The sequence below is a fragment of the Humidesulfovibrio sp. genome, from assembly GCF_030689645.1.
In the GTDB taxonomy this organism is placed as follows: Bacteria; Desulfobacterota; Desulfovibrionia; order Desulfovibrionales; family Desulfovibrionaceae; genus Humidesulfovibrio.
On record NZ_JAUYFU010000010.1, the window covers coordinates 1 to 24,478 of the forward strand.

Here is a 24,478-nt window from a genome sequence, read left to right on the forward strand (position 1 = left end):
GAGAAGGTGGACGAGGTGCCGTTCGACTTCGTCCGCAGGCGCATGAGCGTCGTGGTCCACGACACCGAGGCCGACGCCACCCTCCTCATCTGCAAGGGTGCCGTGGAAGAGGTCTTCGCAAGCTGCGACACCTGCCTGTCCCACGGCCAGATCATCCCCCTGGACGAGACCTTCCGGGAGCGCATGGTGGACGTTGTGCGCGAGTTAAACGAGGACGGCTTCCGCGTGGTGGCCCTTGGCTACAAGGCCGTGGACGGCTCCCGCCGCGATTTCGGCAGCGCCGACGAGACCGGCCTGACCCTGGCCGGGTACCTCGCCTTCCTCGACCCGCCGAAGGAGACTGCGGCCCAGGCCATCGCGGCCCTGGCCAAGCATGGCGTCGGGGTCAAGATTCTCACTGGGGACAACAACATCGTCACGGCCAGAACCTGCCGCGCGGTGGGCCTGGACTATGGGGACCGCATCGTCCTGGGCGAGGAGTTGGAACGGCTCTCGGACCAGGAGCTGTCCGTCCTGGCCGAGAAGGCCACAGTCTTCGCCAAGCTGGAGCCTGCCCAGAAGCAGCGCCTCGTCGCTGCCCTGCGCCAGAACGGCCACGTGGTGGGCTTCCTGGGCGACGGCATCAACGACGCCCCGGCCCTGCGCGCCGCCGACGTGGGCATCTCCGTGGACACCGCCGTGGACATCGCCAAGGAGTCCGCCGACATCATCCTGCTGGAGAAGAGCCTGCTGGTGCTGGAGGAAGGCGTCATCGAGGGCCGCAAGGTCTTCAACAACATCACCAAGTACATCAAGATGGGGGCCAGCTCCAACTTCGGCAACATGTTCAGCGTGCTGGGTGCCAGCGCCTTCCTGCCCTTCCTGCCCATGCTGCCGCTCCAGATCCTCGTGAACAACCTGCTGTACGACTTCTCGCAGACAGCCATCCCCACGGACAACGTGGACGACGACTTCGTGTCCAAGCCCAAGCGCTGGGGCATCGAGAGCATCAAGAAGTTCATCCTCTGCGTGGGGCCGATCAGCTCCATCTTCGACTACGGCACGTACTTCATGATGCTGTATGTCTTCAACGCCTGGGATTCCCCGGCCCTGTTCCAGACCGGTTGGTTCGTGGAGTCCCTGCTGTCGCAGACCATGATCGTCCACATCATCCGCACCAACAAGATCCCGTTCCTCCAGAGCCGGGCCAGCCTACCGCTCATGCTGACCACGGGGCTGGTGTGCCTCATCGGGCTGTGGCTACCCTTCTCGCCACTGGCCGCGCAACTCGGGCTGGTCGGCCTGCCCGCCGCCTACTGGCCGCTGTTGCTCGGGATGCTGTTCTGCTACGCGGCCCTGACCCAGACCGTGAAGCTCTGGCTGGTGAAGCGGTTTGGAATTGAGTAAGACAAGCCAAACATGAAAATGAGAAAGGGGGCCTCGCGGCCCCCCTTTTTGCTGCGCCGTCTCGCTACGGCATGAGTATCTGTCGGTTAGTCGTCGAAGCTGCTGCTGGACGAAAACGAGTCGTCGAAGCTGCTACTTGAACAACTGTCGTCGAAACTACTCGATGAGAGCGAGTCATCGTAGCCTGACGAACTGGAGAAGCTGTCGTCGAAGCTGGACGTGATGTCGTCGGTGTACGTTGGGTCCATGAGTGTATCGTGGTAGATGTTGCCCGGAAGACTCGCGTAAGCCGGGTCCGTCCACCAGTCCGACCCAGGGCTATCCGAAAGAAACTGATAGGGTTCCTCCGAGCTTATGCACGACATGCTGCTGGACGTCGGCCATTCGTCGTCGCTGGAAATCGACGAATGCTCAAGCAGCGGCAAGCTGCTGCTGGTCCAGGCAGCACTGGCCATGCTTTCGTCCGAGTCATTGCGGACGGCTGCGAAAGCCCCCGCCTCGGTGCCCTCGGCTTGGTTCCGAAAGAACATGATGGCGGCGATGATGGCTCCGCATACGATGATTCCTTCCATTTTACCTCTCCTTGTTTTTGTGCTTGTTGGGAATTCAGTCATAGCACAAAGCGGAGGGAGAGCCCAGGAAAAAGTGATCATTTTAAGCATGTTGCGCATAGTTGCATTAGGGGTGAGCTAGGTCGCCACGCGCGATTGCCTCCCTGCGACATAGCCCCCGCCAGAGAGAGGTTTAGCGCTCGGATATCCTGCCAGCTCTACGCATGCCCCCCATCATCTAAGACCCGAGCCCCCGCCGGAGGCAGGCATCTTCGACCGTCGCCCACAAGCGAGGAACTGCACGAGCGAGCGGCGTGGGGCAAGGCGCGGCGTAGCCGCCCCCGCATGGGGTCGCCTTGCCGCCCGCCGTGCTCGTGCTATCCTGCCGGTAGCGATGGTCAAGCCGAAGGAAACGAGGAACCAAGGAAACGAAGGAACGGGGAACCGCAAGAAGCGGTTCCAATTCGCTAGGCTGCCGGCACAGTGTGCTGCAGCCGCGAAGAATATTCATCCTTTTTGGGCCAAGCTGGAAAACGACAAAGAAATTCAATGACTCGAAGTTCTCGAATATCGGATCTACGGGGCTAGACTTCCAGGATAATTTCTGGGAGATCATGATCCCTTTTAACTCCAACCCGGAGGGACCATGATCCGACGCCTCACGATCATCACGCTGGCCCAGGCAATCGTTTTGCCCTGTCTGTCTCGGCGGACCGGCAGGCCTTGCCGCTCCGTCATCACGCGGCAACTGTTGGTCACCGAGGAAACGAGCGGCTTGTATCTGGTCGGCTGCCTCGATCCGCAAGGTTGCGTGCATCGCACGGCAGTACGAGACGTGCTCTCCCTGCAGCGCCGGCTCGTCATCTACGCAGAAACCCTGGGTGGAGCGGGTCGGGTCGGGCAGGAACTCGAAGCGCTGCCGCTTGCCGCATTCTCCCTCGACGCCACCGGCTCACCATACCAGTTCGTCTCGCTCGGGTCGCGGGACGCAGTCGAGCTCATCGGCGCGTGGCCATCGCCGAATGGCGACATCACCGCCATGCTGCGCCCCATTTGCGGCATGCTGATCTCGGCGGCGGACTTTGTCATGCCGCCCTTCCGGCAGATCGGGCACCTCTGGCCGCAAGGGGACTTCGCACGGCCCAGTGGTTCGCTCGTCCTGTCCTTCGCGCGCCGTCCTGGCGTGCTTTTCGCCGCAAGATATCCACTCGAACTGGCCGCCAAGGTCATCGTCCGCAACAGAATGGCGTGGGGCGAAACATGGGAACCCGAAGCACCCACGGGCGAGAACATGCGTTCGGCTGCTCTCATGGCTCGGCAGTTCAAGCCGCGCCAGCAGGTGCCGCTCACGGCCGAACTTATCCGCGAAGCCGCGCAGGCGAAACCCGTCGAAGACCTGGGCGAATGGTGGCACAACTGCTCCCTTTGGCACGCTGCCGGCTGGCCGCGCTGGCGCAACGGTCGCAATCGTTCCGGCGTTCTCGTTTCGAACGACGACCCAGGCCTTCGGCATCTGTTCATGACCACGGACGGTGAGGCCGACGCGTCGTTGACGGTGCGATAACAGGGAAATTGCGACGCCCGAACAGGGCGCTGCCGAAGTGTCGCCGCCGGGCATCATGCCCGGCGGCTTACTTTTGGGGGCCTTGGCACCGCCAGGAAACAAGGAAAGGAAGGAAAGAAGGAATCGAGAAAAACAAAGGAAGTCAGGCCGTCAGTCCCCAGTGCCATTCTTGGCCTTGAGTCCAGCCCGCTCCGCCACAGCCGCCAGGGCGCCTCGCATGACATCAGCTTCCGTGTGATCGTAGCGCCTCGCATTCGTAATCGTCGTGTGTCCCGTCAGGCCCATCGAAGCGAGCAGCCCCACCTTGCGCTTGGTCCACGTCGCGAATGTGTGCCGGAAGTCGTGGATGCGGAATCCCGCTAGCCCTATGGTATCCCGAAGCTTTTCCCAACGATATTCCATCTGATTGTATATGCCCTTTCCATTCTCGCGGTGAAAAACAAGTGGCGCATCGCTGAGGCCGATCAGTTCCGCTTGCTGAATGATCGCCAAAGCCTCTGAACTAACTGGGACGGTCAACCATGTGTTGTTTTTTTCGTCCCAAAACGTAGCTTCCTCGTCTTCCCAGTTCACTTTGTCCCGCCGCAGAGTGCAAAACTCGCCAAGCCGACGGCCAGTTAGCAGCGCGAACTGCAGCCCCAGGGCGGACATCCTGTCAACAAGCGGACGCCCTTCTGCCAATAACGAGGCCAGCGCGGTTAGAAATGCCTGGACTTCATCCTGTTTCAGCACACGACCGACATCGTTTACGACGGTGACAGTCACTTGTGCCGTCGGGTTATATCCGGTGTATATCTTTTGTCTTTTTGCCCAGTTGTAGAGCCGTTGCAGCAAGTGTAGAGCGTGTCTACGAGTGGCCGGGGCAAGAGGCTTGCCGACGCGGGACTGCCGCTTTTCGAGGGCCGTAAGAAAGTCCAGGACATCTTGGCGGGAAATGGCGTCTACGCGCCTGTTGTCGAATGCGGCGGCGAGGTAGTCGCGCCAACGCTGCTCGTCCTTCTTCCAGCTCCGCTTGTGCTCGACCGCGTTAGGGTGTTGCGCAAGCGCTATGTAGCGCCGGAATATCTCGCCCACAGTGATGCCTTTACGCGCGGCCGCAGGGTTGATGTTGCTGCCGAGCTGGTTGCGAATTTGCTGGTCAGCTTCCTTGGCCTCGGCAAGGGTGTCAGCGTAGCGCGTATGCTTGCGTGTCCCGCGGCCGCCTTCCCGAACAACGACTTGGTAGCGTACCCCGCGGTCTTTTTTCGGCTTGCCGCAGTTTGGACAAATGCGTTTGGTTTGGCTATAGACTGTTTTGCACGCGCATACGACCAAGATAGCCATCTCGCACCTCCATTTTTGCTGGCGACCGTCCACAGGCGCAGGGACACCAGCGGGACACGAGAGACAGTATAAGGTTGGTTTTGATGGCGTCAAGCGGGATTTTACACCGTCGCCAGTTTAATATTTGCCGTTAATTTCACAGGTTATTTTTAGTATCCGGCTGAAGGCATGGGCATGGAGGCCGAGTGCTCCGGGGGGAATGATTCCCCCCGGTCCCCCTCAAGGCAGTTGAAAGGGCTGATTTCCGGGCATCCGCCCGGAAATCAGCCCTTTCAACTGCGGCGGATAGCTGAACCAGAGTCGTGCTGACCCTGCGCATCAACTTCTGAGATGCAGAGAGCATCTCAGAAGTTGACGCGCCACAGGGAGTCCAGAGGGCGCATGCCCTCTGGCGGGGTCAAGGGGCAGCCCCCCTTGCCTCCCTCCGTCCTTGCCCCGACGCCCACCCTCGGGTAAGCTTCCGGGCATGCGAATCCTCTTTCTGGGCGACATCGTGGGCCGGCCCGGCCGCACCGCTGTGAAGAAACACCTGGCCAGCATCCGGGCGGATGTGGGCGCAGACCTCATTCTGGCCAACGCCGAGAACGCCTCGGGCGGGCTTGGGCTTTCGGCGGAAGGGGCCAAAGAACTCCTGAACGCCGGGCTCGACGTCCTCACCAGCGGCAATCACATTTGGAAATTCAAGGATATGCCCTCATACATGGGGCGCGAGTCCAGGCTCATCCGTCCGGCCAACTACCCTCCCGGCCTGCCTGGCCAGGGAATGTTCGTGCTGCGCAAAGAGGGCCTGCCCCCTGTTGCAGTGCTGAACCTCCTTGGCCGCACCTTCATGCCGCCAGTGGACTGCCCTTTCCGGGTGGCCGATGCGCTTCTGACCCAGGTGGACACAGAAGCCCCTGACGTGAAGATCCGCCTGGTGGACTTCCACGCCGAGGCCACCAGCGAAAAGGCCGCCCTGGGCTGGCACTTGGATGGCCGCGTGTCCGCTGTGCTGGGCACCCACACCCATGTGCAGACGGCAGACGCCCGCCTGCTCAAGCAGGGCACAGCCTTCATCACAGATTTGGGCATGAGCGGCCCGATTGATTCCTGCCTGGGCATGAACGTGGCCCCGATCCTGCGGAAGTTCTTGACTGCGGCGCCGGAACGGTTTGAAGTGGCTGACGGCCCCGTGGCACTCTGCGGAGCCCTTCTCGACATCGACGACACAAGCGGCCAGGCGCAAAGCATTGCGGCCTGGCGTTTTGATGCAGACTAGAAATGGAGCGATGATGAATATTTTCGACGAACTGTCCTGGCGCGGCCTGGTCCACCAAGTTTCCGACACCGAAGGCGTGCGCAAGTACCTTGATGCCCCGGGCCAGGCCATGTACTGCGGCTTCGATCCCACTGCCGAGAGCCTGCACATCGGCAACCTAGTGCCGCTGCTTTCCCTGGTGCGCATGATGCGCGCCGGGCACAAGCCCTTGTTCCTGCTGGGCGGCGCCACCGGCCTCATCGGCGACCCCTCGGGCAAGGACAAGGAACGCGAGCTGTCCAACCAGGACGCCGTCAATGGCCGCGTGGCCCACATCAAGGCCCAGATCGAGGCCTTTGTTGAGCGTAATACCGGCCAGAAGCCCACGGTGGTGAACAACTACGACTGGGTCAAGAACATGAGCGCCATCGAGCTGCTGCGCGACGTGGGCAAGTACTACACCGTCAACTGGATGCTGGGCAAAGACTCGGTCAAGGGCCGCATCGAGCGCGACGAGGTGGGCATCTCTTACACCGAGTTCAGCTACATGATCCTGCAGGGTTACGACTTCTACCATCTTTGCAAGGAGTATGGCTGCCGGTTGCAGATCGGCGGCGGCGACCAGTGGGGCAACATCACCGCAGGCACCGAGCTCATCCGTAAAAAGGCGGCGGGCGACGCCTTCGCCCTCACCTTCCCGCTCATCACCACGGCCTCGGGCAAGAAGTTTGGCAAAAGCGAAAAGGGCGCAATCTTCATGAGCGCCTCCCACACCAGCCCGTACGCCTTCTACCAGTTCTGGATCAACACCGAGGACGCCGACGTGGTGCGGTTCCTGAAGTATTACACCTTCCTCTCGCTGGAGGAGATCGAGGCGCTGGCCGCCGAGGTAGCCCGCGCACCGCAGGAGCGCGCCGCCCAGAAGGCGCTGGCCGCCGCCACCACCATCATGGTCCACGGCGAGGAGGAACTGGCCAAGGTGCTTGCCGCCACCGAGGCGCTCTTCGGCAAGGGCGACCTCAAGAGCCTGGACCACGGCACCCTGGCCGCCGCGCTGGAGTCCGCGCCTGCGCGCGAATACCAGTTCGACGCCCTGCCCGACCTGGCCCAGATACTCGTCGACCTTGGCCTGTGCCCGTCCAAGGGCCAGGCGCGCAAGGACATCCAGGCCGGAGCCATCTCAGTGAATGGCGACAAGATCACCGAAGCCCGCGCCCTCACCCAGGACGACTTTCTGGGCGAGGTCAACGCCACCCAGGGCGCTTTTGCCGTGCTGCGCAAGGGCAAGAAGAACTACGGGCTCGTGCGGCTGGGCTAAAAGACAACTGTCCGGCGGGAGAGCGCTTCTCAATGAAGGTTCTGCCGCCGGACAGGTTTTTGCTTTCCGGTTCCAAAGGCGCAACATCTGCGCTCTCGACGCTCCGACTGTCTCGCGTGAACAACCAGACCAGATTCACCGCCTTCAACGGCGCAACGTCGCTCAGCCCTTCCTGCGCCGCCCCTCCGCGTCTGCGGCCTTGATCGCCGCAAACACGTCCTCTGGGGTCACACCACCCTTGATGTTATGGATCGTCTCGCCGGGGGCGCATGCCTGACGCGCCACCGCCATCAGTTGCTCATCCGTCGGGTTCGCAAGACCGATGTCGGCGAGGCAGATGGGCAGCCCAACGGCTTGGCAAAAGTCGTAGACCACTGAAATCATTTCGCCCGTGCGCCTGGTCAACTGCAGCAGCGCCAAAGTGCCCATGGCGACCTTTTCCCCGTGCCAGCACTTGTGGGTCTCAGGCAACAGAGTGAGCCCGTTGTGGATGGCGTGGGCCCCGGACAAACCGCCGCTTTCAAAACCAAGCCCGCTCAACAAGGTGTTCGCCTCGATGACGCGCTCCAACGCTGGGGTGACGGTTTTGCTTTCACAGGCATTTTTTGCGGCTATGCCATCGGCCATGAGCGTATCGAAGCACAAGCGCGCCAGCCCGAAAGCCGTCATCGAGCCTGCCCGCCCGGTCATGTTGCTGGCCTGGCTCACACGGCAATCATCCGCCTCGAACCAGGTGGACAAGGCGTCGCCCATGCCCGAAACCAGAAACCGGACCGGGGCGTTGGCCACCATCTCGCTGTCCACAAGCACAACATCCGGGTTGCGCGGCAAGACCAGATACCTGCTGAAGGCTCCTTCAGGCGTGTAAATCACTGACAAGGCGCTGCAAGGCGCATCGGTGGAAGCGATGCTGGGCACCACAACAACCGGCAGCTTCAGAAAATGACCGACAGCTTTCACCGTATCCAGGGTCTTTCCGCCGCCGATGCCGATGACTACATCAGCCTGGACCTGCTTGGTTCGTGCAACCAAGCGCTCAATCTCTTCATCGCTACACTCGCCGCCAAACGGCTCCAGGGTGAACTCCACCAGCGCCTGTCCGGCCAGAGCCCTTTCCACTACAGGACGTGCAGCCCCGGAAACCACAGCCAAAGCCTTGGTCCCCAGCCGAGCTGCTTCCTCTGGGAGCAGAGCCAGCGCTCCTGCGCCCTGAACATAGCGGCCTGGGAAAATTGATGTCATGAGCATAGGCACTCTCCCCTTGTCGAAGCAGACACAGTATTTGACCGCAGGATGCCCTCGCGCGGGGCAATGCTCCCGCTGCGGAAAAGTCTCACGCTGCCGAACGCGCCATATGGCTCGCCGCGGACGGCGAGGGAATAAAACACCAAAAATCAATCAACTTCCTGATGTATTTCCCTGTCTCAGTCTCGCCAATGAGTCAAGGAGCCAAGGACTGCGACCATTCATGCAATTGCCCAGACCTCATGCGACCTGTTGGCGCAGAGCAACATCCCGGGGGCGCAAAACAAAAAGCCCTGGAGTCTTCCAGGGCTTTTCTTTGTGTCTACGCGCTGCGCATCAGGGCTGCGGCAATGCGGCCCGGCTGTGGTCTGTAACTGATCCCTGCGCTACCCCTTGCAACGGTGCTTCACGTTGGTGCCTTCCTTGATGAAGATCACGGCCTCGGCGATGTTTGTCGCCAGGTCGCCAATGCGCTCCAAGTGCCTTGAGGCCATGATGACATGCACGCCGCGCTCAACAATGCGCGTCTCGTCCACCATGTTGTTGATGGCCTCCTTCAGCACCTTGAGCGACAGCTCATCGGCGCGGTGGTCCATGGCGCAGATGTCTCCCGCAAGGACCGCGTCCTCATCCACCAGCGCGCGCACGGCCTTCGCAAGCATGTCCTGCACGTGGGCGCAAAGCTGCGCCATGCGCGGATTTTCTGGCAGGATCTGCCGCGTGGACAAAAACAGCGTGCGATGCGCCATGTTCACAGCCTCATCGCCCACCCGCTCCAAATTCACGGTGACGCGCATGGACCCGATGATGAACCGCAGGTCGCAGGCCATGGGCTGGTCCAGGGCAAGAAGCTCCAGATTGAAGGCGTCGATGGCGTCTTCCAGGTCGTTGATGGCCACATCGTTCATGACCACGCTTTCGGCCAAGTCTGTGTCGTTTTCAAGGTAGGCGCGGCAGGCGTTGTTCACGGCCTGTTCAGACAGGGCGGCCATGCGGATGAGCTGCATGCGCAGTTCGCCGAGTTTCTGCGTAAAATGGCTGCGTTGCTGCATGTTGTTCCCTTTCTAGCCGAAGCGGCCAGTGATGTAGTCTTCGGTTTGGCGGTTGCGCGGCTTGGTGAAGATGGTTCGCGTGTCACCTTCCTCAATGAGCTTGCCCAGGTAGAAAAAGGCCGTGCGATCCGAAACGCGGGCGGCCTGCTGCATGCTGTGGGTGACGATGATGATGGTCAGGTCGCTTTTGAGCTCGTGGATCAGGTCCTCGATCTTCTGGGTGGCGATGGGATCAAGGGCGCTAGCGGGCTCATCCATGAGCAGCACTTCTGGCCGCACGGCCAGGGCGCGCGCGATGCACAGGCGCTGCTGCTGACCGCCGGAAAGTCCCAGGGCGGACGTCTCAAGCCTGTCCTTCACCTCGTCCCACAGGGCCGCCCCGCGCAGGGAGGACTCCACCCCCTCATCCAGAACGCGTTTGTCGCCCACGCCATTGACGCGCAGGCCGTAGGCCACGTTCTAATAGATGGTCTTGGGGAAAGGGTTGGGCTTCTGAAACACCATGCCGATGCGCCGCCTGAGCGCAACCACGTCGACGCCGGAAGCGTGGATGTCCTCGCCGTCCAGGGCCAGCAGCCCTGTGACGCGAGTGCCTGGAATGAGGTCGTTCATGCGGTTGATACAGCGCAGGAAGGTGCTTTTGCCGCACCCGGACGGACCGATGAGCGCCGTCACCTGGTGCTTCTCGAAGTCCAGGCTCACCTGGTGCAGGGCCTGAAACGCCCCATAATAAAAGTCGAGTGATTGCGAGGTAACCTTGATGTCTGGCATGTGCGTCTCCGTGGCTTGCCGCCGGGGGTCCGCAGGGTTTGCGGCCTTCGGCGTGCTGCAAGAGGACATCTACGCACCGGAAGCGACGTCTGGGACACGGCCTTGTGACGATTCTGTGACGAGGCTGTCCGGTATCGCAGGAAAAAGCGGAAACGACGGCGCGCAGCTATGGCGCCAGACGCACCGCCAGGGGAATGGTCAGGCTGACGCCCTTGGGGCCAGTCTCCAGCTTCGGCTCCAGCACCGGAGCAACGGCGCCGTCGCGGAACTCCACGGCCAGACGCAACCGGTCCGAATGCTCGCCCACAACAACATTCTTCACAGGCCCGGTGTCGAAACGCACCACAGCCCCGCCCTTCTTGCGCCAGGGTCCGCGCAAATCGACGGCCAGCTTGCGCGGGGCGCCAGGATCGGCCAGATTGAACCAGGTGACGCGCTCCACGGCGCCATTAGTGACAGCGCGCAGGACAATGCTGTCGGCCCTGAACTCAACATCCACATCGCCCACCCACTGCCCGTCGCCCGGCAGGGGCGTGGATACAGGCGTTCCGACCGGAGCCGGGGGCATGATGCGCGCCTTGGGGTCCACCACCACAACAGGCGCAGGCTTGGGAGCCTTTGCCGGGACAGCGACAGGGATGGGGGCGGGAGCAGGGGTGCCGGGAACAATCACAGGAATCGGCGGGCCGCTCGGAATATGAGTGACCAATGGCTCGCCAGCGGCGTCGGGGTCTGCGGAAAGCGCATGAGAGCCTGCGTCCACAGGCTTTACGTTCTTCTTGGCCTGGGTCGCCGTCACCGGCTTGGCGGCCTTGGGGACGGAGGCCGTCGCCGTCGGCGCAGGTGAATTGACCTTGGCAGGAACTGCGGCCTGGGCTGCGGCTTCTGCCGCGCGACCAAGGGCTGTTTTCGGAGCAGCCTTGGACACCTCTGGCTTGGCTTCGGGCTTGGCGGCTGGCTTGGACTCTGGAGCATCTCCAAGTGGCGCGATACGAGCGGTCTTCTCCACCGGCATGCGCACTTCATACTCCGCAGCCCAAGCCGGACCAGCGCCCAAGGCGATAATCCCGACCAGGGGCAAGGCCCGGACGCATTCACGCAACCAACTCAAAGCATTCATAATTGCCAGCTCCCGACCATATTTTCAAACACCCTACACCAATTGCAGTCAGGAGCAAAGCCCGGCTACAGGGTATCCCAAAAATCACAAAGCTGGCCTGCCACCTTGGCCTCGGACCAGGAGCGCTCCACAAACCGGCGCGAGGCCTCGCCCACTGCGCGGCAATGGTCCAAATCCGCGGCCAGCGCTCGCAGGCAGAGGTCCAGACCCTGCGCATCATGGGCCAGCAGCCAAGGCAGCTCAGCCTGAGGCACTCCGGCGAACTCAGCCACGTGGGCCAGGTTCCAGTCGTCCAACCCGGCGACGACCGCCAGGCCCTGGCTCAAGCCCTCCAGGCTGCTCACGCCGTAATATCCCTGCATGTGGTCGAAAAGCGCATGGCACGCGCCTTTGCGCTCCAGGCACTCGCCGTGCGGCACGTTATCGATGAGGTCCAGCTCAAGGCCAAGCCCCTCGGCGCGCAGGCCTCCCACCACGGCCAGCAGTTCATCCGTGTTCTTAAGGTCCTTGCGCGTGGGCGAATGCGCAAGCCGAAGCGGGCCTGTCCAAACGCGCTTGACCGGGCGCAATGTTGGCGCATCCTGATGCACCAGGTTCGGCTGCCAGCGCGCCTCGGGCATCATGCGCTTGAGGTCCGGGGTGCTCACCAGCAGGCTCTTCCGGCCCAGGCTGCGGTACTTCTCCCGAAACAATTCAGGGTTGCTGCGAAAGTCGTGGTGGCCATGCTCGTGATGCACAATAGCCTTGCCGGGCAGGTAGTCCTTTGGCGAAAACGGTCCCAGGCGCAGGTGCTCGTCGGCTGTCATGTGGAAATGAAACACGTCGCTGGTCTTGAGCAGGCGCTCCAACTCGGCCAAACCGTCCTGGTCCAGGTCGGGCACGTGCAGATCCTTGGGCCAGGAATGGGTGTAGCGGGTCTCAAGGGTGACCATGCGGCACGTGTGGCGGCCAAGCCGGTTCACGGCCCTGCAGAACCCGATGCCGGTGCCTGCGGGATCATTGACCGCCATCATCAAGATGTTCACTGGCCAGCCTCCACGGCGTGCAGTTCCTTGGTGCGGTCGCGTGCCAGGTCCATGCCGGAAAGGCCGGCGTTGGGGAGAATGAGTTCAAGTCGGCGCAGAGTCTGAAGCCGCGCCTGGGCCGTGCCTTCCGGCGCCAGCACAAAGGCAAGCACGTGCCCGCCGCGGGTGCGGTCCTTGGTGAGGAAATGCCAGTGCCAGCCGGGGACGCCCAGACCACGAACAAATGCCGGACCCCGAAGCCCCACAAGGGTGCCCTCGACGCCCGTGAAGGGGAACACGGACTGCTCCTTGGCCACTTCGGTCAGCGGACGATAAGGCGGGGCCTGGCGCGGCACGCTTCGAGCGGTCAGGGTGGCGAACCGCCCATCGATGCGCGCTGCGGCAAAACAATTGACGTCGCCCAAGGTGGCGTCGAGGCTGGCCTCTACGGCCTTGAGGTCCAGGCCCGCCGAAAGGGACAAGTTCTTGGCGGTGGTCAAGCGCGTCGCCTGCGCAAAGGGAGTGGTCGTGGAATCGGAAGGCCTGGCCACATGACCGCTTGCAGGCACCTGATAGACCACGCCATCCAGCAGCACCAGTTCTCCATCCAGAGCGTCGAAGGTGCCCAGGCCGAAATCGCCCAGGCCGCGCAGTTCCTTAAGAGAGAGCGAACCTTCATACCCACCGGCCAGCAGAGCATCGATGACGCCCACCTGAACCAGGGAAGCAGGTTTTACTGGTTGGACCTGCCGAGAGCTCTCGGCTGCGGTGGCAGTGGAGCACAAGAACAGAGCCAGAAGAAGAGAAGCAATGATTCGCGCGGACCCATGCATGTCAGCTCTCCCCGCCGGTGCGGTTCAGAAGTTTCACCCAAACGTCCCCTGTGTGCGTAAGAAAATGCAGTTTGCGGCCTTGGTTGCCGCCTACCTGAGATTTGGCGATGGGCATGCCGTGGACCATGAGCCACTGGCGCACGGCGCGCACGTTGCGGCCCCCAATATCGTACAGGTTGGTGCGCTCAACGCCGCCCATGAGTCCGGACGCACCGCCGAAAACCTTGATAACTATGTTGTCCGAGGGGATTTTCAATTTGAGCATGGACGTGAACATGTTCTCCAGGGCCGTATCGACGAAGCGACAAACCTGAGGTTCACGGTTGGAGTTCTGGAAGCTGACGCTATCGGGCAGGAATGCGTGGCAAATGGCGCCTATGCCCCGACTGGGGTCGCACATGGTAACCGCCACGCAGGAGCCGAGAACGGTGGAGACGAGGGTGGGGCGTACTCCGAGGAAGCAGTCGCCCGTCTGCAAGAATACCTTGGGATACTGATCAAGATCCTGCACGGGGTGTTGCTCCAGAATGCGTGCCAATAGCTGTCATCACTCAGCATCATCGTCCCAACGGCGGGCCAAGTCAACTGATTCGACGAAGGAGAACTACTATCGGAACAGCTTGGTCTGGCTAATCATTGGTGTCGGCAAAGCGGATATGGAAGGCGGCAGCATAGAAGCAGTGGAAGAAATCGACGTATTCAAGATGGATGTGCTTGGGCACGGCAATGCGCGCTGGGGCGAAATTGATGATGCCCTTGATGCCAGCGCCGATAAGATAGTTGGCAGCGCGCTGCGCGCGCTCCGGCGGCGTGGTGATGACGCCTATCTCCAAGCTCAGCTCCTTGACCTTGGCCGGCAATTGGCGCGAACAGACAATCTCCATGCCCTCCACCACTTCGCCGATCTTATAGGGATCGCAGTCAAAAGCGCCTCGAATAATGAAACCCTTGCGGGAAAACTCGCGGTGGCGCAGCAGCGCGCGCCCCAAGTTGCCCACGCCCACAAGGGCGCAGTTCCAGGCACGGTCGATGCCGAGGGAGCGCTTGATGGACGTGATGAGGTCCTGGACATAATAGCCCACGCCGCGCACGCCAAATTCGCCAAAGTAAGCGAGGTCTTTGCGGATTTGCGAGGAGTTAACAGAACAGGCTTCAGCAAGGCGTTCGGAAGAGACAACGTCTGTTCCCTCGCGTTTGAACTCCGACAGAACCTGGATATAGGTTGCCAGTCGGGCGATGGTGGCCTTGGGGATATGCTCGCTCTTCACGGCCATTCCAGACGGCTGGACGTCATGTTTGTGAAATTAATAACAGAATCCTCGGAAAAAAGGAGGCCATGCGGCCTCCTTGATTCCGAAAAAAACCTTGGAAACTAGGCGCCCAGGGGCTTCACGAAGAGCAGGATCAGGTTGACGACCAGGGCGTAAATGGCCAGGGACTCGATGAAGGCCAGGCCCAGGATCAGGGTGACGGTGATTTTGCCACCGGCTTCGGGGTTGCGGGCGGTGCCTTCGCAGGCGGCCTTCAGGCCCAGGCCCTGACCGATACCGCAGAGGCCGGCAGCGATGCCCATGCCAATGGCGGTGGCCCAAGCGGCCACGGGGCCCACGGCGGCGGTGCCAGCGGCGGCGGCGCCGTCAGCGGCGAAAGCGGCGGAAGCGAACAGAACCATGGCCAGAGTCATCAGAAGAGACTTGCGCATATCAATGTACTCCTAAAGGTATGATGTTGTGGTCGAACGACCATTTCCCCAAGTTTAGTGAGCGTGCTCCAAAGAACCCTTCAGGTAAATCATGGTAAGCATGAAGAAGATGAAGGCCTGAATGGTCTTGCCCAGGATGAACAGGAAGTACATGGGCAGGGTGCCGAGCACCGGAGCGAGCACGAAGAGCAGCACCAGGACGATTTCCTCGCCGCGGATGTTGCCGAAAAGACGGAGAGTGAGAGAGAGGGGGCGGGCAATGTGACTGACCGTCTCCAGAACCAGCATCAGCGGAGCCAGCGCGGGCATGGGGCCCATGAAGTGCTTGATGTAGCCGAAACCCCATTTCTTGATGCCGATGTAGTTATAGTAGAGAAACACGCACAGCGCCATGGCTGCGTTGGTGTTCACGTTTGCGGTGGCGGCGTCGCAACCAGGAATAAGACCGATGTAGTTCATCACCAGAATGAAGATGAACATGGAGCACAGGAAGGGAAACACCCTGCGCCCTTCCTCGCCAAGGTTGGCGACCGTGAAGTCCTCAAGACCGCCGATGGCCGTCTCGAACACATTCTGCATCCCGCCGGGGACCAGCTGGAGGCGACCGCGCAGCATCAGCGCGCAGGTCAGAAGAATAATCATGGCCATCCACATGTAGTACACGTGCGGCGGCAATCCCAGTCCCAGCTTTTCGTCAATGATGACCGAATAGGTCAGCGGATGCGGAAGTCCTGCAGCCATGTTCTATGCCTCCTTCCCCTTCCCCACAGTGGGGACTTTGTGCCTGATCTGAAGGACACCCCACAGCGCTGCATTAAGCACCACGGTGGAGAGTCCGGCCAAAAGCCCGTAAACTGAAGCCCCAGCCCAGGCCACAAGCCCGGCAATGGAGACAGCAGTCAACAACAACCTTCCATAAAAGAGCGTCAAAAGCGTGAACGTGGCGCCCTGCTTCACCTGGACCAACTCCTGGGCGGCCTTGGAGAGCCACCAGAAGTTGATGCTGATGATGAGCGCGCCTGCTGCGAACGAGAACCCCCAACCTGAGAACCCCGTCGCAAGACACGCAACCGCCGACCCACCGGCAGCCAAAAGCATCTGGTTGCGCATCAGCCTGCGAGCATCCGTCACGGCAAAGCCGCGGCGGTACAGCATGGCGTCAATCCTCTTAACAAGCACTTGCAGCATGAAGCCTCATAAACCCCCACACTGGCTTGCGCCAGCGCCGGGACTATTTCGGATCAGAACCCCTTGGGCCGGATTCTGCGCCATGGTCTCCCTCGGACCGCCTCTGAATGCGTCTGGCCTCCAGAAACACGTCACGAAAACCGGCAACAATGCCCAGCAGGAGAAATACGATCAGAAGCCAAGGGGATGTTCCTAACCACTCATCAAGAAAATACCCCATGGCCAGCCCGACAAAAGTGGCTGTCACCAACTGGAGACCGATGGTCCCAGCCGTGGACAGAATCTCCATAGCGCCGGAAGGCTTGCCCTGATTGGAAAAGAGCATGATATACCTCGAACGGTCCCCAGGTCGACCATTGGCCGGGACGTTCATTTCTTCACAAGGAGAAGTAGCTAGCACAAGCCCCCTGGTCCGTCAATGCGGTTCTCCGTCTGGGCCATGCATTTTTCAACTTTTCCATCTGTGGCCAACCGCGCGTCACCTCCTGGCCTGTAGTGACAATCACACAGGAAGACAGTACAGATATAAGGACCGGCGCGACGACGCGGACCGTATTCACAACCCTCAGCACGGACGGAGCATGACGAAAAAATCCCAACCGATTCTCGAGCGCGCGGCCAAGCCCTTGCCGCCTGAAAAGCTCAGAAACCGGCTCGACCCGGCCACCCTGCCCTATGAAGACAGCCGCAAGGTGCCCAAAAAGAACGGCCAGGGCGTGTTCCAACCGCGCGCCATGCAGGCGCTGCGCATGGCCCTCATGATCCCCGGGCTGGAGTACAACGTCTTTGTGGCCGGAGAACCCGGCCAGGGCCGCACGCACTTCGTGCGCCAGTTCCTGCTGCCGGAGGCCGCCAAGCGCCCCACGCCCTGCGACTGGATATATCTGCACAATTTCGAGGACGAGGACCGGCCTTTCGCCATCTCCCTCACTGCAGGGCAGGGCCGCGCCTACAAGACCGGCCTGGCCAAGGCCCTCACCGATGTGCGTCAGACCATCTCCGCCAGTTTCGACCAGGACGCCTATCGCCGCAAGCACGAGACGCTGTTCAAGCGCTTCTCCGCCAAGCGCGACAGCATTTACAATAAAATGGAAATCATGGCCCGTGAAAAGGGCTTCGCCCTGGACATGGACGACACCGGCGGCCTGACCATCATGCCGCTGGTGGGCGGCAAGGTCATGGCCGACGAGGAATACGGACGCCTGGCCCCGGCTCGGCGCAAGATGCTTAAGACCAAGGGCGAGCGCCTGCTCTCGGAAATCAGCGGATTTCTGCGCAAGCTCTCGTTGAGCGAGCAGGGCTTCCGCCAGGGCGAGGTGAAGCTGCACCGCGAGATCGCCAAGGAGGCCCTGACCCTGAGGCTCAAGCCCCTGCGCAAGGAGTTTGCGGGCGTGCAGCGTCTGGTGGACCACATGGCCGCGGTTGAGAAGGACATCCTGGACAACGTAGAAGCCTACCTGCCCCGCGACGCGGCGGACAAGGCGGGCGGCGGCGCAGGCCTCGCGGCTCAGGGGCACGCGCACGCAGACGGCCACGGCCTGGCCCCGGCGCCGGACGACGCCAACTATCGCCATGAGGTCAACCTCTTCGTTGACAACAGCAAGACTGCCCGTGAACACGGCGGAGCGCCGGTCATCGTGGAGGACCATCCCACGGCCTTCAACCTCCTGGGCAGCATCGAGCGGGAGAGCGAGCTCGGCGCGTTCTACACGGACTTCACCCTGGTGCGCGCAGGCAGCGCGCACCGCGCCAACGGCGGGTTCCTCATCGTCAACATCGAAGACCTCATGGGCAACCAGGGGTCCTGGGAGGGACTGCTGCGCGGCCTGCGCCTGGGCAAGCTCCGCATGGAGGATCCGGGCGATGCTGAACAGGCGCGCACCCGCACCATTGAGCCCGAGCCCATTCCTCTGAACCTCAAGATCATCCTTGTGGGCACGGACGAAGCCTACGAGGCCCTGTTGACCAACGACGACCGGTTCCGCAAACACTTCAAACTCAAGGCCCACCTGCAGGGCACCGTGGCCCGCAACGCAGCCAGCGTGCGGCACTACCTGTCGGCCCTGGTGGGCATCATCGATCAGGCCGGGCTGCCGCCTTTTTCGCGCGACGCCCTGGCCGGACTTGTGGACCATGCCAGCCGCCTGGCCGAGGACCAGAAGCTCTTGACGCTCTCCTTCACCCAGGTGCGGGGGCGCATGATCGAGGCCGCTGCCCTGGCGCGCATGGACAGCCGCGATCTTGTGGAGCTGCGCGACCTGAACCGCGCCGTGGCCGACCACGACTTCCGGGCCAACCTCTTCGAAGAAGAGTTCATGACCGACTACGACCGCGAGATCATCAAGGTGGCCACCGGCGGCTCCGCCGTGGGCCGGGCCAACGGGCTCTCGGTCACGCTCTTCGGCGACTACGAGTTCGGCCTGCCGCACCAGATCTCCTGCACCGTGGGCGTGGGCCACGGCGGCATCCTCGACCTTGAGCGCGAGGCCCAGCTGGGCGGCCCCATCCACACCAAGGGCATGATGATCATCAAGAGCTACCTGGTGCGCCTCTTCGCCCAAGACAAGCCGCTCGTGCTCACGGGCAGCCTGTGCTTCGAGCAGAACTACGCCGGGGTCGAGGGCGACTCCGCCTCCGGGGCGGAGCTGGCGGCGCTCTTGTCGGCCCTGTCCGGCGCGCCCATCGACCTCTCCCTCGCCTTCACCGGCGCGGTGAGCCAAAGCGGCGCCATCATGGCCGTGGGCGGCGTGAGCCGCAAAGTTGAAGGCTTCTTCGAGGTCTGCCGCAGGCGCGGGCTCACGGGACGCCAAGGCGTGCTCTTCCCGGCGGACAACGCCGTGCACCTGCTTTTGAAGGACGAGGTCGTGGAGGCTGTGCGCGAAGGACAGTTCCACCTCTACCCTGTGGCCACCATCGAGCAGGCCATGACGCTTTTGACAGGCCTGCCCGCCGGAACCCGCAGAAAAGACGGCCGATACACCCCGGGCTCGCTGTACAGCATGGTCGACGCGCGCATGGCCGAGTTGACCAGGCTGGCTGCCCAAGCCGAAAAACCGCGCAGCAAAAGGGGCTAAGCCGTGTCCAAAGCCTGGATAAGGGCCAAGCTGCCCGAGTTCGTCCGCGACATGTTCCGCAACTTCTGCATGTCCAGCAAGGCGCTGGAGCAGCAGTTCGGGTCCTTTGACCGCGAGGGCGCTGTGGCCTTCACCATCCTGCGCGACCTCATCGGCCAGGAGATGGACAAGGGCTTGTTGTGGCGCATGAAGGACACGGCGCACCACGTGTTCCGCAACGACCCGGAAACGCCGCTCACCGGACAGTTTCTGGACTGGGGCCTGGGCTACATCTTCCACGAGACCATCAAGCTGAAAGAGGACGCCTACCAGGCCCTCACCTATGCGCCGTGGTTCCTGGCCCTGCGCGGACGCGACCTGCCCGAGGACGAACGCGTGGTCGTGGAGGAGCTCTTCCAGGTGCTGCGGCAAACCGAAGAGAGCATGCGCCGTGAAATCGACCGCATCCGCTTCATCATGAGCCAGTGCCGCAGGCTGCTGCCCATCTATCTGGCCCGGCACAAAGAAAATGCGCTCCTGGCCCGCTACCTGTTCTCGCAGAACGCTCTCGTGCGTGAGGTGTTCGGATCTGACTACGCGCACCTCATTTCCACGGTGTACGGCGATCAGCCCGAACGCATGTTTGTCCTGGCCGCACAGAGTTTAAGGCTCGGCGGATGGGTTGACGAAGCGGCGCTTGCGGTGCAAGGTGCCCTCGCCATCAATCCTGCGGATAGGGTGGTGCTCCAGGAGAAAAAAATTCTCGACAACTGGACGCAAAGAATGGTGGGTTAAGCTTGACAGTGTCTGGTTCCCAGGAATATTCTTTAGGTCCCATACGGAGGAGGGAGTTAACTATGAAAAAGCTCATGCTGCTGACTGTTGCCTGTTGTGTCGTTTTCGCCCTTGGCTGTTCCAAGAAGGTTGAGCCCGCGCCGGCCCCCGCGCCTGCGCCGGTTGCCGAAACCCGCGAAGTTGCCCCGGCGCCCATGTCCCCGCGCCAGATCTTCGAGGCCGATTACGCCAAACTGCCCACGTCTTACACCGTTGTGAAGGGCAATTGCCTGTGGTGGATCTCTGAATTCAAGCAGATCTACAACGACCCCTTCATGTGGCCCATGATCTACAAGGCCAACCGCGCCAAGATCAAGAACGCCAATCTGATCTACCCCGGTCAGACGTTCGAGATCCCCCGCACGTTCGCCCTGGACGACGTGAAGGCCGCCCGCGTGAAGGCTGGCAAGTCCAAGAAGAAGGCCGCTCCTGAGAGCAAGGCCAACCTGCCTGCGGACATCCGCGAGGCTCTGGGCTACGGCTTCTAGTCCCAAAAGGACACTCGGCTAAGGATGGGCGTCTGATCGAAAGATCGGACGCCCTTTTCTTTTGCGCTCAAGCTACCAAAAACAGGCTCTTGCATTCCGCTGCGGCCTGCTTTACTCTAGACAAAGTTTAGGCTCCATCGCCTGTCACCCGCCAACTTCAGGAGGCTCCCATGAACGGACCTCGCCTGTTCTCCCGCACGCATCTCGTGGCCCTCGCTGCCCTCATGCTGCTGCCAGCCTGCTCGCCACGCAAGCCCATCCCCTCAGACCCGCCCGAAGTGCGCACTGAGGCCATGGTGCGCGGCGCGGTGCGCAGGGCCGCACAGCAGGCCGACGCTCCACAGCCCGTTGCCGAGGCCGCGCAGCCCGTTGCCGCAGCCAAAGCCGATGTTGTGGTGGCGCAAATTTCTGCCCCTGAAACAAAAACCGTTGACGCTGCCCCGGCGGCAGACGCCCCCGCAGCAGCAAAGCCGGCGGCCCCTAAGGCCGAGGCCGCCCTGTCCCCGCAGGTGGAGCCGACTGCCGCTGTCGCTGCACACCCTGAAGTGAAGGCGGCGGAAATGGCGGCAGAGGCCCACCCCGCAGCCGCAGCCAAGCCTGTCGAGCCAAAGGCCGAGGCAAAAGCTGAGGCCAAGGCTGAAGCCGCGCCAGAGGTCAAGGCTGAGCAAGCCAAGGACGCGGTCAAGGCTGCCACGACGGTCGTACTGAAGGAAGCGCCCAAGCCGGAATCCAGCGCAGCGGCGCAAGCGGAAGCAACAGTGAAGGCAGAGGCAGCCCAGGCGACCATCGACCAGGCGGTGGCGACGGTGTCAAAGACTCCGGTGGTGCAGATCGCCTCGTTCGGCACGGAAAAAAACGCCGAAGCGGCGCTGGCCCGGCTGAAGGAGAAGGGCTATTCAGAGGCGCGCGTGGTGCGCGTTGAGCAGGGGCAAGCGGTGTATCACCGCGTGCAGGCCGGTCCCTTCCAGGACCCTGCGGCAGCGCGCAAGGCCCTGGAGGAACTGAAGACCGACTGGCCGCAGGCGTTTATTCCAGCGGATTAAGCTCGGCCCGGAACTTCCGCGACAAGCGGAACACCACCACCTTGCGCGGCGGCAGGGTGATGCTCTCGTTGGTCTGGGGGTTGCGGCCCCGGCGGGAGTTCTTGTCATAGGCCTCGAATTTGCCAAACCCGCTCACAAGCATGGCGTGGTCCTTCTTGATGGCCTGCTTCATCAGATCAAGGGTGGCCTCGACCAGATCCTTGATCTCCGCGCGGTTGCGGTCCGTCTTCTTGTAGATGGCATCGACGATGTGCGCTTTGGTCAGGGTTTGACCGCTCATGAAACCTCCGTGGGGTTCCCGTTTATTCAGCCGATGGCCGACCGTATGGCCTGCGCCAACTTCTGCATGTCTTCGACACTTTCATACGCATGCTGCGTCCAGAGCGTCAGCCCGTCCCCGGCGTGCCGCGGGATGAGATGAAAATGGGCGTGATGCACCAACTGGCCTGCGGACTCGAAATTGTTCATGCCCACGTTGAGCCCGGAGGCACCGGTGGCGGTCATGACCGCCTGCCCCACCACTTTAAGCGCGACGAGAACCTCGCGCCCCAGATCTTCCGGCAGGTCGAACAAGGTTTCGTGATGCGATTTAGGCACCACAAGGGCATGTCCCTTGTTCACGGGGGCGATGTCTAAAAAGGCGTAGACCCCGCCCCGGTCGTAAATTTTGGCCGCAGGAATCTGTCCGCCGATGATCTTGCAAAAGATACAGTCCTGATTCACAGCGTGCTCCAGATTTTAAACGACCCAACTGTGCACAATCATTACAGGGCTATTCCGAGGAATTCAAGAGTTTTCCGACCGACTCTGCAACAATTATCGTTTACACCCTTCAAACACCGCGCGCTGCCTTAAATTCCCCCGCCGCTGATGAAGAACTGCTCTGCCGCCCGCGCCTGAACAATGCGGGCGCCAGGGGCCACGTCTCCCGTCACCCAAACGTTGCCGCCGATGACCGCGCCCTGGCCGATGGTCACCCGGCCCAGGATGGTGGCACCGGCGTAGATGGTCACGTCGTCCTCTACAATGGGGTGCCGGGCAAGGCCCTTGACCAGGCGGCTGCTCGAGTCCTCTTTCGGGAAGCTCTTGGCCCCAAGGGTTACGCCCTGGTACAGACGAACGTTCTGGCCGATGATGCAGGTCTCGCCGATGACCGTGCCGGTGCCGTGGTCGATGAAGAAGCGCGGGCCGATGTGCGCGCCCGGATGAATGTCGATGCCCGTGTCAGAGTGCGCCATCTCTCCGATGATGCGCGGGATGATGTCCACTCCCAGGTGGTGCAGCTGGTGAGCGATGCGGTGGTTGGTCAACGCCTTGATGCTGGGGTAGCAGAAGATGGTCTCGCCCGGGCTCTTGGCTGCGGGGTCGCCGTCATAGGCTGCCAGCACGTCTGATGATAGCAGCTCGCGCACCCTGGGCAGGCGCTTTACGAACTCCAGCGCCACGGCCTCGGAGCGCGACTCGCAGTCGGTGCAGGGCTGGCGGTTGTCCTTGGCGCACACGAAGCAATAGCCGCGATTGATCTGCTCGGCCAACAGCTTCACCACGCGGTCAAGGGCGCTGCCCGTGTAGAACGACATGGTGCGGCCGCTCACGTCCGAAGGGCCGAAAAATCCCGGAAACAGCACGGCGCGCAGCAGATCCATCACCTCTGCCAGAGCGTCCAGCGAGGGCATGGGCTGGTCGCGGGAGATGTGGTGGCAGGCAGATTCGCAAGCCGTGGGAGCGCACAGCCTGGCCACTGTTTCCGCCAGAACCTCGTCCCTGTCCAGGTTCGCCGGAAGTATGAGTTCATCAATCATGGCCGCACCCTACTCCGCATCCGCGAATAGCGGGGTGGACAAGTAGCGCTCCCCGGTGTCGCACACGATGAACACGATGACCTTGCCCGCCATCTCCGGCCTGGCCGCCACCTGCATGGCCGCAAAGGCGTTGGCCCCGGAAGAGATGCCGCAGCTTATGCCCTCTTCGCGCATCATGCGCCGAGCAGTGGCGAAGGCGTCCTCCGCGCCCACCGGAATGATCTCGTCGTAAATCTTGGTGTCCAAAATGCCGGGCACGAACCCCGCGCCGATACCCTGAATCTTGTGCGGCCCGGCCTTGCCGCCGGAAAGCACGGGGGAGTCTGCGGGCTCCACGGCCACGATGCGCACACCGGGCTTCTTTTCCTTCAGCACCTGGCCCACACCGGTGATGGTGCCGCCCGTTCCCACTCCCGCCACAAAGCAGTCCACGCCGCCGTCCGTGTCGGTCCAGATTTCCAGGGCCGTGGTTGCTCGGTGCACCGCAGGGTTGGCCGGGTTCTCGAACTGCATGGGCATGTAGGCCCCAGGCGTGGCCGCAACGAGTTCCTCGGCCTTCTTGATGGCGCCCTTCATGCCCTCGGCAGCAGGTGTAAGCACCAGATGCGCGCCATAGCCCGCCAGCAGTTTGCGGCGCTCCACGCTCATGCTCTCCGGCATGGTCAGCACCAGCTTCATGCCCTTTATGGCGCAGATCAGGGCCAAGCCGATGCCCGTGTTGCCGCTGGTGGGCTCCACGATGAGGCTGCCCGCGGTGATGCGGCCTTCGGCCAGGGCGGTCTCAATCATGCTCGCGCCGATGCGGTCCTTCACGGACCCGCCGGGATTGCACGATTCCAGCTTGGCCAGCAGCATGGCCGACAAGCCCTGCGACAATTTGTTCAGGCGCACCAGGGGCGTGCCGCCGATGAGCTCGGCCATGGATTGTGCGATGCGCATTGCGTGCTCCTTTCGCGTGGCGAAA

26 protein-coding genes and 1 pseudogene are annotated in these 24,478 nt (G+C 62.1%); 9 read left to right on the plus strand and 18 right to left on the minus strand.

Annotated features, from left to right (window positions below):
- Nucleotides 1–1,386, plus strand: a 1,386-nt coding sequence (gene mgtA, locus Q8O35_RS01475) for a magnesium-translocating P-type ATPase (protein WP_305569801.1), incomplete at its 5' end; no start/stop codon positions are given.
- Nucleotides 1,387–1,472: 86 nt separating this feature from the next.
- Here mgtA and Q8O35_RS01480 read toward each other — a convergent pair.
- Nucleotides 1,473–1,751, minus strand: a complete 279-nt coding sequence (locus Q8O35_RS01480; protein WP_305569803.1) for a hypothetical protein — start codon at nt 1,749–1,751, stop codon at nt 1,473–1,475.
- On the opposite strand from Q8O35_RS01480, the gene Q8O35_RS01485 reads away from it, so the two are divergent.
- Both Q8O35_RS01485 and Q8O35_RS01490 read left to right on the plus strand, forming a co-directional pair.
- Nucleotides 1,750–2,079, plus strand: a complete 330-nt coding sequence (locus tag Q8O35_RS01485; RefSeq protein WP_305569812.1) for a hypothetical protein — start codon at nt 1,750–1,752, stop codon at nt 2,077–2,079. The two genes, Q8O35_RS01480 and Q8O35_RS01485, sit on opposite strands and share 2 nt — an antisense overlap.
- A 504-nt stretch (nt 2,080–2,583) precedes the next feature.
- Nucleotides 2,584–3,501: a hypothetical protein gene (locus Q8O35_RS01490; RefSeq protein WP_305569817.1), complete on the plus strand. Its 918-nt coding sequence runs from the start codon at nt 2,584–2,586 to the stop codon at nt 3,499–3,501.
- Between the two features lie 150 nt (nt 3,502–3,651).
- Here the strand turns inward: Q8O35_RS01490 and Q8O35_RS01495 are convergent, their stop codons facing one another.
- Nucleotides 3,652–4,824 carry a site-specific integrase gene (locus tag Q8O35_RS01495; RefSeq protein ID WP_305569819.1) on the minus strand — a complete coding sequence of 391 codons (1,173 nt, stop codon included), beginning with the start codon at nt 4,822–4,824 and terminating at the stop codon, nt 3,652–3,654.
- A 466-nt stretch (nt 4,825–5,290) separates the two neighbouring features.
- Between Q8O35_RS01495 and Q8O35_RS01500 the strand changes: the two genes are divergently transcribed.
- Both Q8O35_RS01500 and tyrS read left to right on the plus strand, forming a co-directional pair.
- The gene (locus tag Q8O35_RS01500; RefSeq protein WP_305569821.1) at nt 5,291–6,082 is read left to right on the plus strand and encodes a TIGR00282 family metallophosphoesterase; all 792 of its coding nucleotides are present in this window, start codon (nt 5,291–5,293) and stop codon (nt 6,080–6,082) included.
- A gap of 13 nt (nt 6,083–6,095) precedes the next feature.
- Nucleotides 6,096–7,379, plus strand: coding sequence for a tyrosine--tRNA ligase (gene tyrS, locus Q8O35_RS01505; protein ID WP_305569824.1), 1,284 nt, complete (start codon nt 6,096–6,098; stop codon nt 7,377–7,379).
- A 162-nt stretch (nt 7,380–7,541) separates the two neighbouring features.
- Here the strand turns inward: tyrS and Q8O35_RS01510 are convergent, their stop codons facing one another.
- The 12 genes and pseudogenes from Q8O35_RS01510 to Q8O35_RS01565 all read right to left on the minus strand — a co-directional run bounded on the left by Q8O35_RS01510 (nt 7,542) and on the right by Q8O35_RS01565 (nt 16,619).
- Nucleotides 7,542–8,627, minus strand: coding sequence for a glycerol dehydrogenase (locus Q8O35_RS01510; protein WP_305569834.1), 1,086 nt, complete (start codon nt 8,625–8,627; stop codon nt 7,542–7,544).
- Nucleotides 8,628–9,010: 383 nt separating this feature from the next.
- Nucleotides 9,011–9,676, minus strand: coding sequence for a phosphate signaling complex protein PhoU (gene phoU / locus Q8O35_RS01515; RefSeq protein WP_305569839.1), 666 nt, complete (start codon nt 9,674–9,676; stop codon nt 9,011–9,013).
- Between the two features lie 12 nt (nt 9,677–9,688).
- Nucleotides 9,689–10,447, minus strand: a pseudogene (pstB, locus tag Q8O35_RS01520) (phosphate ABC transporter ATP-binding protein PstB).
- Between the two features lie 166 nt (nt 10,448–10,613).
- The gene (locus Q8O35_RS01525; RefSeq protein ID WP_305569841.1) at nt 10,614–11,567 is read right to left on the minus strand and encodes a hypothetical protein; all 954 of its coding nucleotides are present in this window, start codon (nt 11,565–11,567) and stop codon (nt 10,614–10,616) included.
- 65 nt (nt 11,568–11,632) lie between these two features.
- A complete protein-coding gene (locus tag Q8O35_RS01530) occupies nt 11,633–12,592 on the minus strand; it encodes a glycosyltransferase (RefSeq protein WP_305569843.1) in 960 nt (319 codons plus the stop codon).
- Nucleotides 12,589–13,404, minus strand: coding sequence for an acetolactate decarboxylase (gene budA, locus Q8O35_RS01535; protein ID WP_305569845.1), 816 nt, complete (start codon nt 13,402–13,404; stop codon nt 12,589–12,591). The genes Q8O35_RS01530 and budA overlap by 4 nt, the downstream gene beginning before the upstream one ends.
- Nucleotide 13,405: 1 nt before the next feature.
- Nucleotides 13,406–13,915, minus strand: coding sequence for a chemotaxis protein CheD (locus Q8O35_RS01540; RefSeq protein ID WP_305569847.1), 510 nt, complete (start codon nt 13,913–13,915; stop codon nt 13,406–13,408).
- Between the two features lie 118 nt (nt 13,916–14,033).
- On the minus strand, nt 14,034–14,672 hold the full coding sequence (locus tag Q8O35_RS01545) for a redox-sensing transcriptional repressor Rex (protein WP_305569903.1): 639 nt from the start codon (nt 14,670–14,672) through the stop codon (nt 14,034–14,036).
- A gap of 104 nt (nt 14,673–14,776) precedes the next feature.
- Nucleotides 14,777–15,106, minus strand: coding sequence for an ATP synthase F0 subunit C (locus tag Q8O35_RS01550; protein WP_305569849.1), 330 nt, complete (start codon nt 15,104–15,106; stop codon nt 14,777–14,779).
- A 54-nt stretch (nt 15,107–15,160) separates the two neighbouring features.
- Nucleotides 15,161–15,847 (minus strand): F0F1 ATP synthase subunit A, encoded by a 687-nt coding sequence (gene atpB / locus Q8O35_RS01555; RefSeq protein WP_305569851.1) that lies wholly within the window; start codon nt 15,845–15,847, stop codon nt 15,161–15,163.
- Nucleotides 15,848–15,850: 3 nt separating this feature from the next.
- Nucleotides 15,851–16,294, minus strand: a complete 444-nt coding sequence (locus Q8O35_RS01560) for an ATP synthase subunit I (RefSeq protein ID WP_305569853.1) — start codon at nt 16,292–16,294, stop codon at nt 15,851–15,853.
- 43 nt (nt 16,295–16,337) lie between these two features.
- A complete protein-coding gene (locus Q8O35_RS01565) occupies nt 16,338–16,619 on the minus strand; it encodes an AtpZ/AtpI family protein (RefSeq protein ID WP_305569855.1) in 282 nt (93 codons plus the stop codon).
- A 256-nt stretch (nt 16,620–16,875) separates the two neighbouring features.
- Between Q8O35_RS01565 and Q8O35_RS01570 the strand changes: the two genes are divergently transcribed.
- The 4 genes from Q8O35_RS01570 (at nt 16,876) to Q8O35_RS01585 (ending at nt 21,712) form a co-directional block, all read left to right on the plus strand.
- Complete coding sequence (locus Q8O35_RS01570; RefSeq protein WP_305569857.1) at nt 16,876–19,368, plus strand: Lon protease family protein; 2,493 nt, start codon at nt 16,876–16,878, stop codon at nt 19,366–19,368.
- Nucleotides 19,369–19,371: 3 nt separating this feature from the next.
- Nucleotides 19,372–20,142, plus strand: a complete 771-nt coding sequence (locus tag Q8O35_RS01575; protein ID WP_305569859.1) for a hypothetical protein — start codon at nt 19,372–19,374, stop codon at nt 20,140–20,142.
- 62 nt (nt 20,143–20,204) lie between these two features.
- Nucleotides 20,205–20,669 (plus strand): LysM peptidoglycan-binding domain-containing protein, encoded by a 465-nt coding sequence (locus Q8O35_RS01580; RefSeq protein ID WP_305569861.1) that lies wholly within the window; start codon nt 20,205–20,207, stop codon nt 20,667–20,669.
- A gap of 170 nt (nt 20,670–20,839) precedes the next feature.
- Nucleotides 20,840–21,712, plus strand: a complete 873-nt coding sequence (locus Q8O35_RS01585; RefSeq protein WP_305569863.1) for an SPOR domain-containing protein — start codon at nt 20,840–20,842, stop codon at nt 21,710–21,712.
- Here the strand turns inward: Q8O35_RS01585 and Q8O35_RS01590 are convergent.
- The 4 genes from Q8O35_RS01590 to cysK all read right to left on the minus strand — a co-directional run bounded on the left by Q8O35_RS01590 (nt 21,696) and on the right by cysK (nt 24,453).
- Complete coding sequence (locus Q8O35_RS01590) at nt 21,696–21,992, minus strand: integration host factor subunit alpha (protein ID WP_305569865.1); 297 nt, start codon at nt 21,990–21,992, stop codon at nt 21,696–21,698. The genes Q8O35_RS01585 and Q8O35_RS01590 overlap by 17 nt on opposite strands.
- Before the next feature lie 26 nt (nt 21,993–22,018).
- A complete protein-coding gene (locus Q8O35_RS01595) occupies nt 22,019–22,435 on the minus strand; it encodes an HIT family protein (RefSeq protein ID WP_305569867.1) in 417 nt (138 codons plus the stop codon).
- Between the two features lie 128 nt (nt 22,436–22,563).
- Nucleotides 22,564–23,514, minus strand: coding sequence for a serine O-acetyltransferase EpsC (gene epsC / locus Q8O35_RS01600; protein WP_305569869.1), 951 nt, complete (start codon nt 23,512–23,514; stop codon nt 22,564–22,566).
- 9 nt (nt 23,515–23,523) lie between these two features.
- Complete coding sequence (cysK, locus tag Q8O35_RS01605) at nt 23,524–24,453, minus strand: cysteine synthase A (protein WP_305569871.1); 930 nt, start codon at nt 24,451–24,453, stop codon at nt 23,524–23,526.
- Nucleotides 24,454–24,478 lie beyond the last annotated feature (25 nt).

What these genes read in the sequence shown, in the direction of transcription:
- Q8O35_RS01565 (WP_305569855.1), bottom strand. Translation starts at nt 16,619, where the DNA reads ATGCTCTTTTCCAATCAGGGCAAGCCTTCCGGCGCTATGGAGATTCTG.
- atpB (WP_305569851.1), bottom strand. Translation starts at nt 15,847, where the DNA reads ATGGCTGCAGGACTTCCGCATCCGCTGACCTATTCGGTCATCATTGAC.
- Q8O35_RS01480 (WP_305569803.1), bottom strand. Translation starts at nt 1,751, where the DNA reads ATGTCGTGCATAAGCTCGGAGGAACCCTATCAGTTTCTTTCGGATAGC.
- Q8O35_RS01570 (WP_305569857.1), top strand. Translation starts at nt 16,876, where the DNA reads ATGACGAAAAAATCCCAACCGATTCTCGAGCGCGCGGCCAAGCCCTTG.
- cysK (WP_305569871.1), bottom strand. Translation starts at nt 24,453, where the DNA reads ATGCGCATCGCACAATCCATGGCCGAGCTCATCGGCGGCACGCCCCTG.
- epsC (WP_305569869.1), bottom strand. Translation starts at nt 23,514, where the DNA reads ATGATTGATGAACTCATACTTCCGGCGAACCTGGACAGGGACGAGGTT.
- Q8O35_RS01525 (WP_305569841.1), bottom strand. Translation starts at nt 11,567, where the DNA reads ATGAATGCTTTGAGTTGGTTGCGTGAATGCGTCCGGGCCTTGCCCCTG.
- Q8O35_RS01500 (WP_305569821.1), top strand. Translation starts at nt 5,291, where the DNA reads ATGCGAATCCTCTTTCTGGGCGACATCGTGGGCCGGCCCGGCCGCACC.
- phoU (WP_305569839.1), bottom strand. Translation starts at nt 9,676, where the DNA reads ATGCAGCAACGCAGCCATTTTACGCAGAAACTCGGCGAACTGCGCATG.
- tyrS (WP_305569824.1), top strand. Translation starts at nt 6,096, where the DNA reads ATGAATATTTTCGACGAACTGTCCTGGCGCGGCCTGGTCCACCAAGTT.
- Q8O35_RS01485 (WP_305569812.1), top strand. Translation starts at nt 1,750, where the DNA reads ATGCTGCTGGACGTCGGCCATTCGTCGTCGCTGGAAATCGACGAATGC.
- budA (WP_305569845.1), bottom strand. Translation starts at nt 13,404, where the DNA reads ATGCATGGGTCCGCGCGAATCATTGCTTCTCTTCTTCTGGCTCTGTTC.
- Q8O35_RS01550 (WP_305569849.1), bottom strand. Translation starts at nt 15,106, where the DNA reads ATGCGCAAGTCTCTTCTGATGACTCTGGCCATGGTTCTGTTCGCTTCC.
- Q8O35_RS01560 (WP_305569853.1), bottom strand. Translation starts at nt 16,294, where the DNA reads ATGCTGCAAGTGCTTGTTAAGAGGATTGACGCCATGCTGTACCGCCGC.
- Q8O35_RS01490 (WP_305569817.1), top strand. Translation starts at nt 2,584, where the DNA reads ATGATCCGACGCCTCACGATCATCACGCTGGCCCAGGCAATCGTTTTG.
- Q8O35_RS01580 (WP_305569861.1), top strand. Translation starts at nt 20,205, where the DNA reads ATGAAAAAGCTCATGCTGCTGACTGTTGCCTGTTGTGTCGTTTTCGCC.
- Q8O35_RS01585 (WP_305569863.1), top strand. Translation starts at nt 20,840, where the DNA reads ATGAACGGACCTCGCCTGTTCTCCCGCACGCATCTCGTGGCCCTCGCT.
- Q8O35_RS01495 (WP_305569819.1), bottom strand. Translation starts at nt 4,824, where the DNA reads ATGGCTATCTTGGTCGTATGCGCGTGCAAAACAGTCTATAGCCAAACC.
- Q8O35_RS01510 (WP_305569834.1), bottom strand. Translation starts at nt 8,627, where the DNA reads ATGCTCATGACATCAATTTTCCCAGGCCGCTATGTTCAGGGCGCAGGA.
- Q8O35_RS01590 (WP_305569865.1), bottom strand. Translation starts at nt 21,992, where the DNA reads ATGAGCGGTCAAACCCTGACCAAAGCGCACATCGTCGATGCCATCTAC.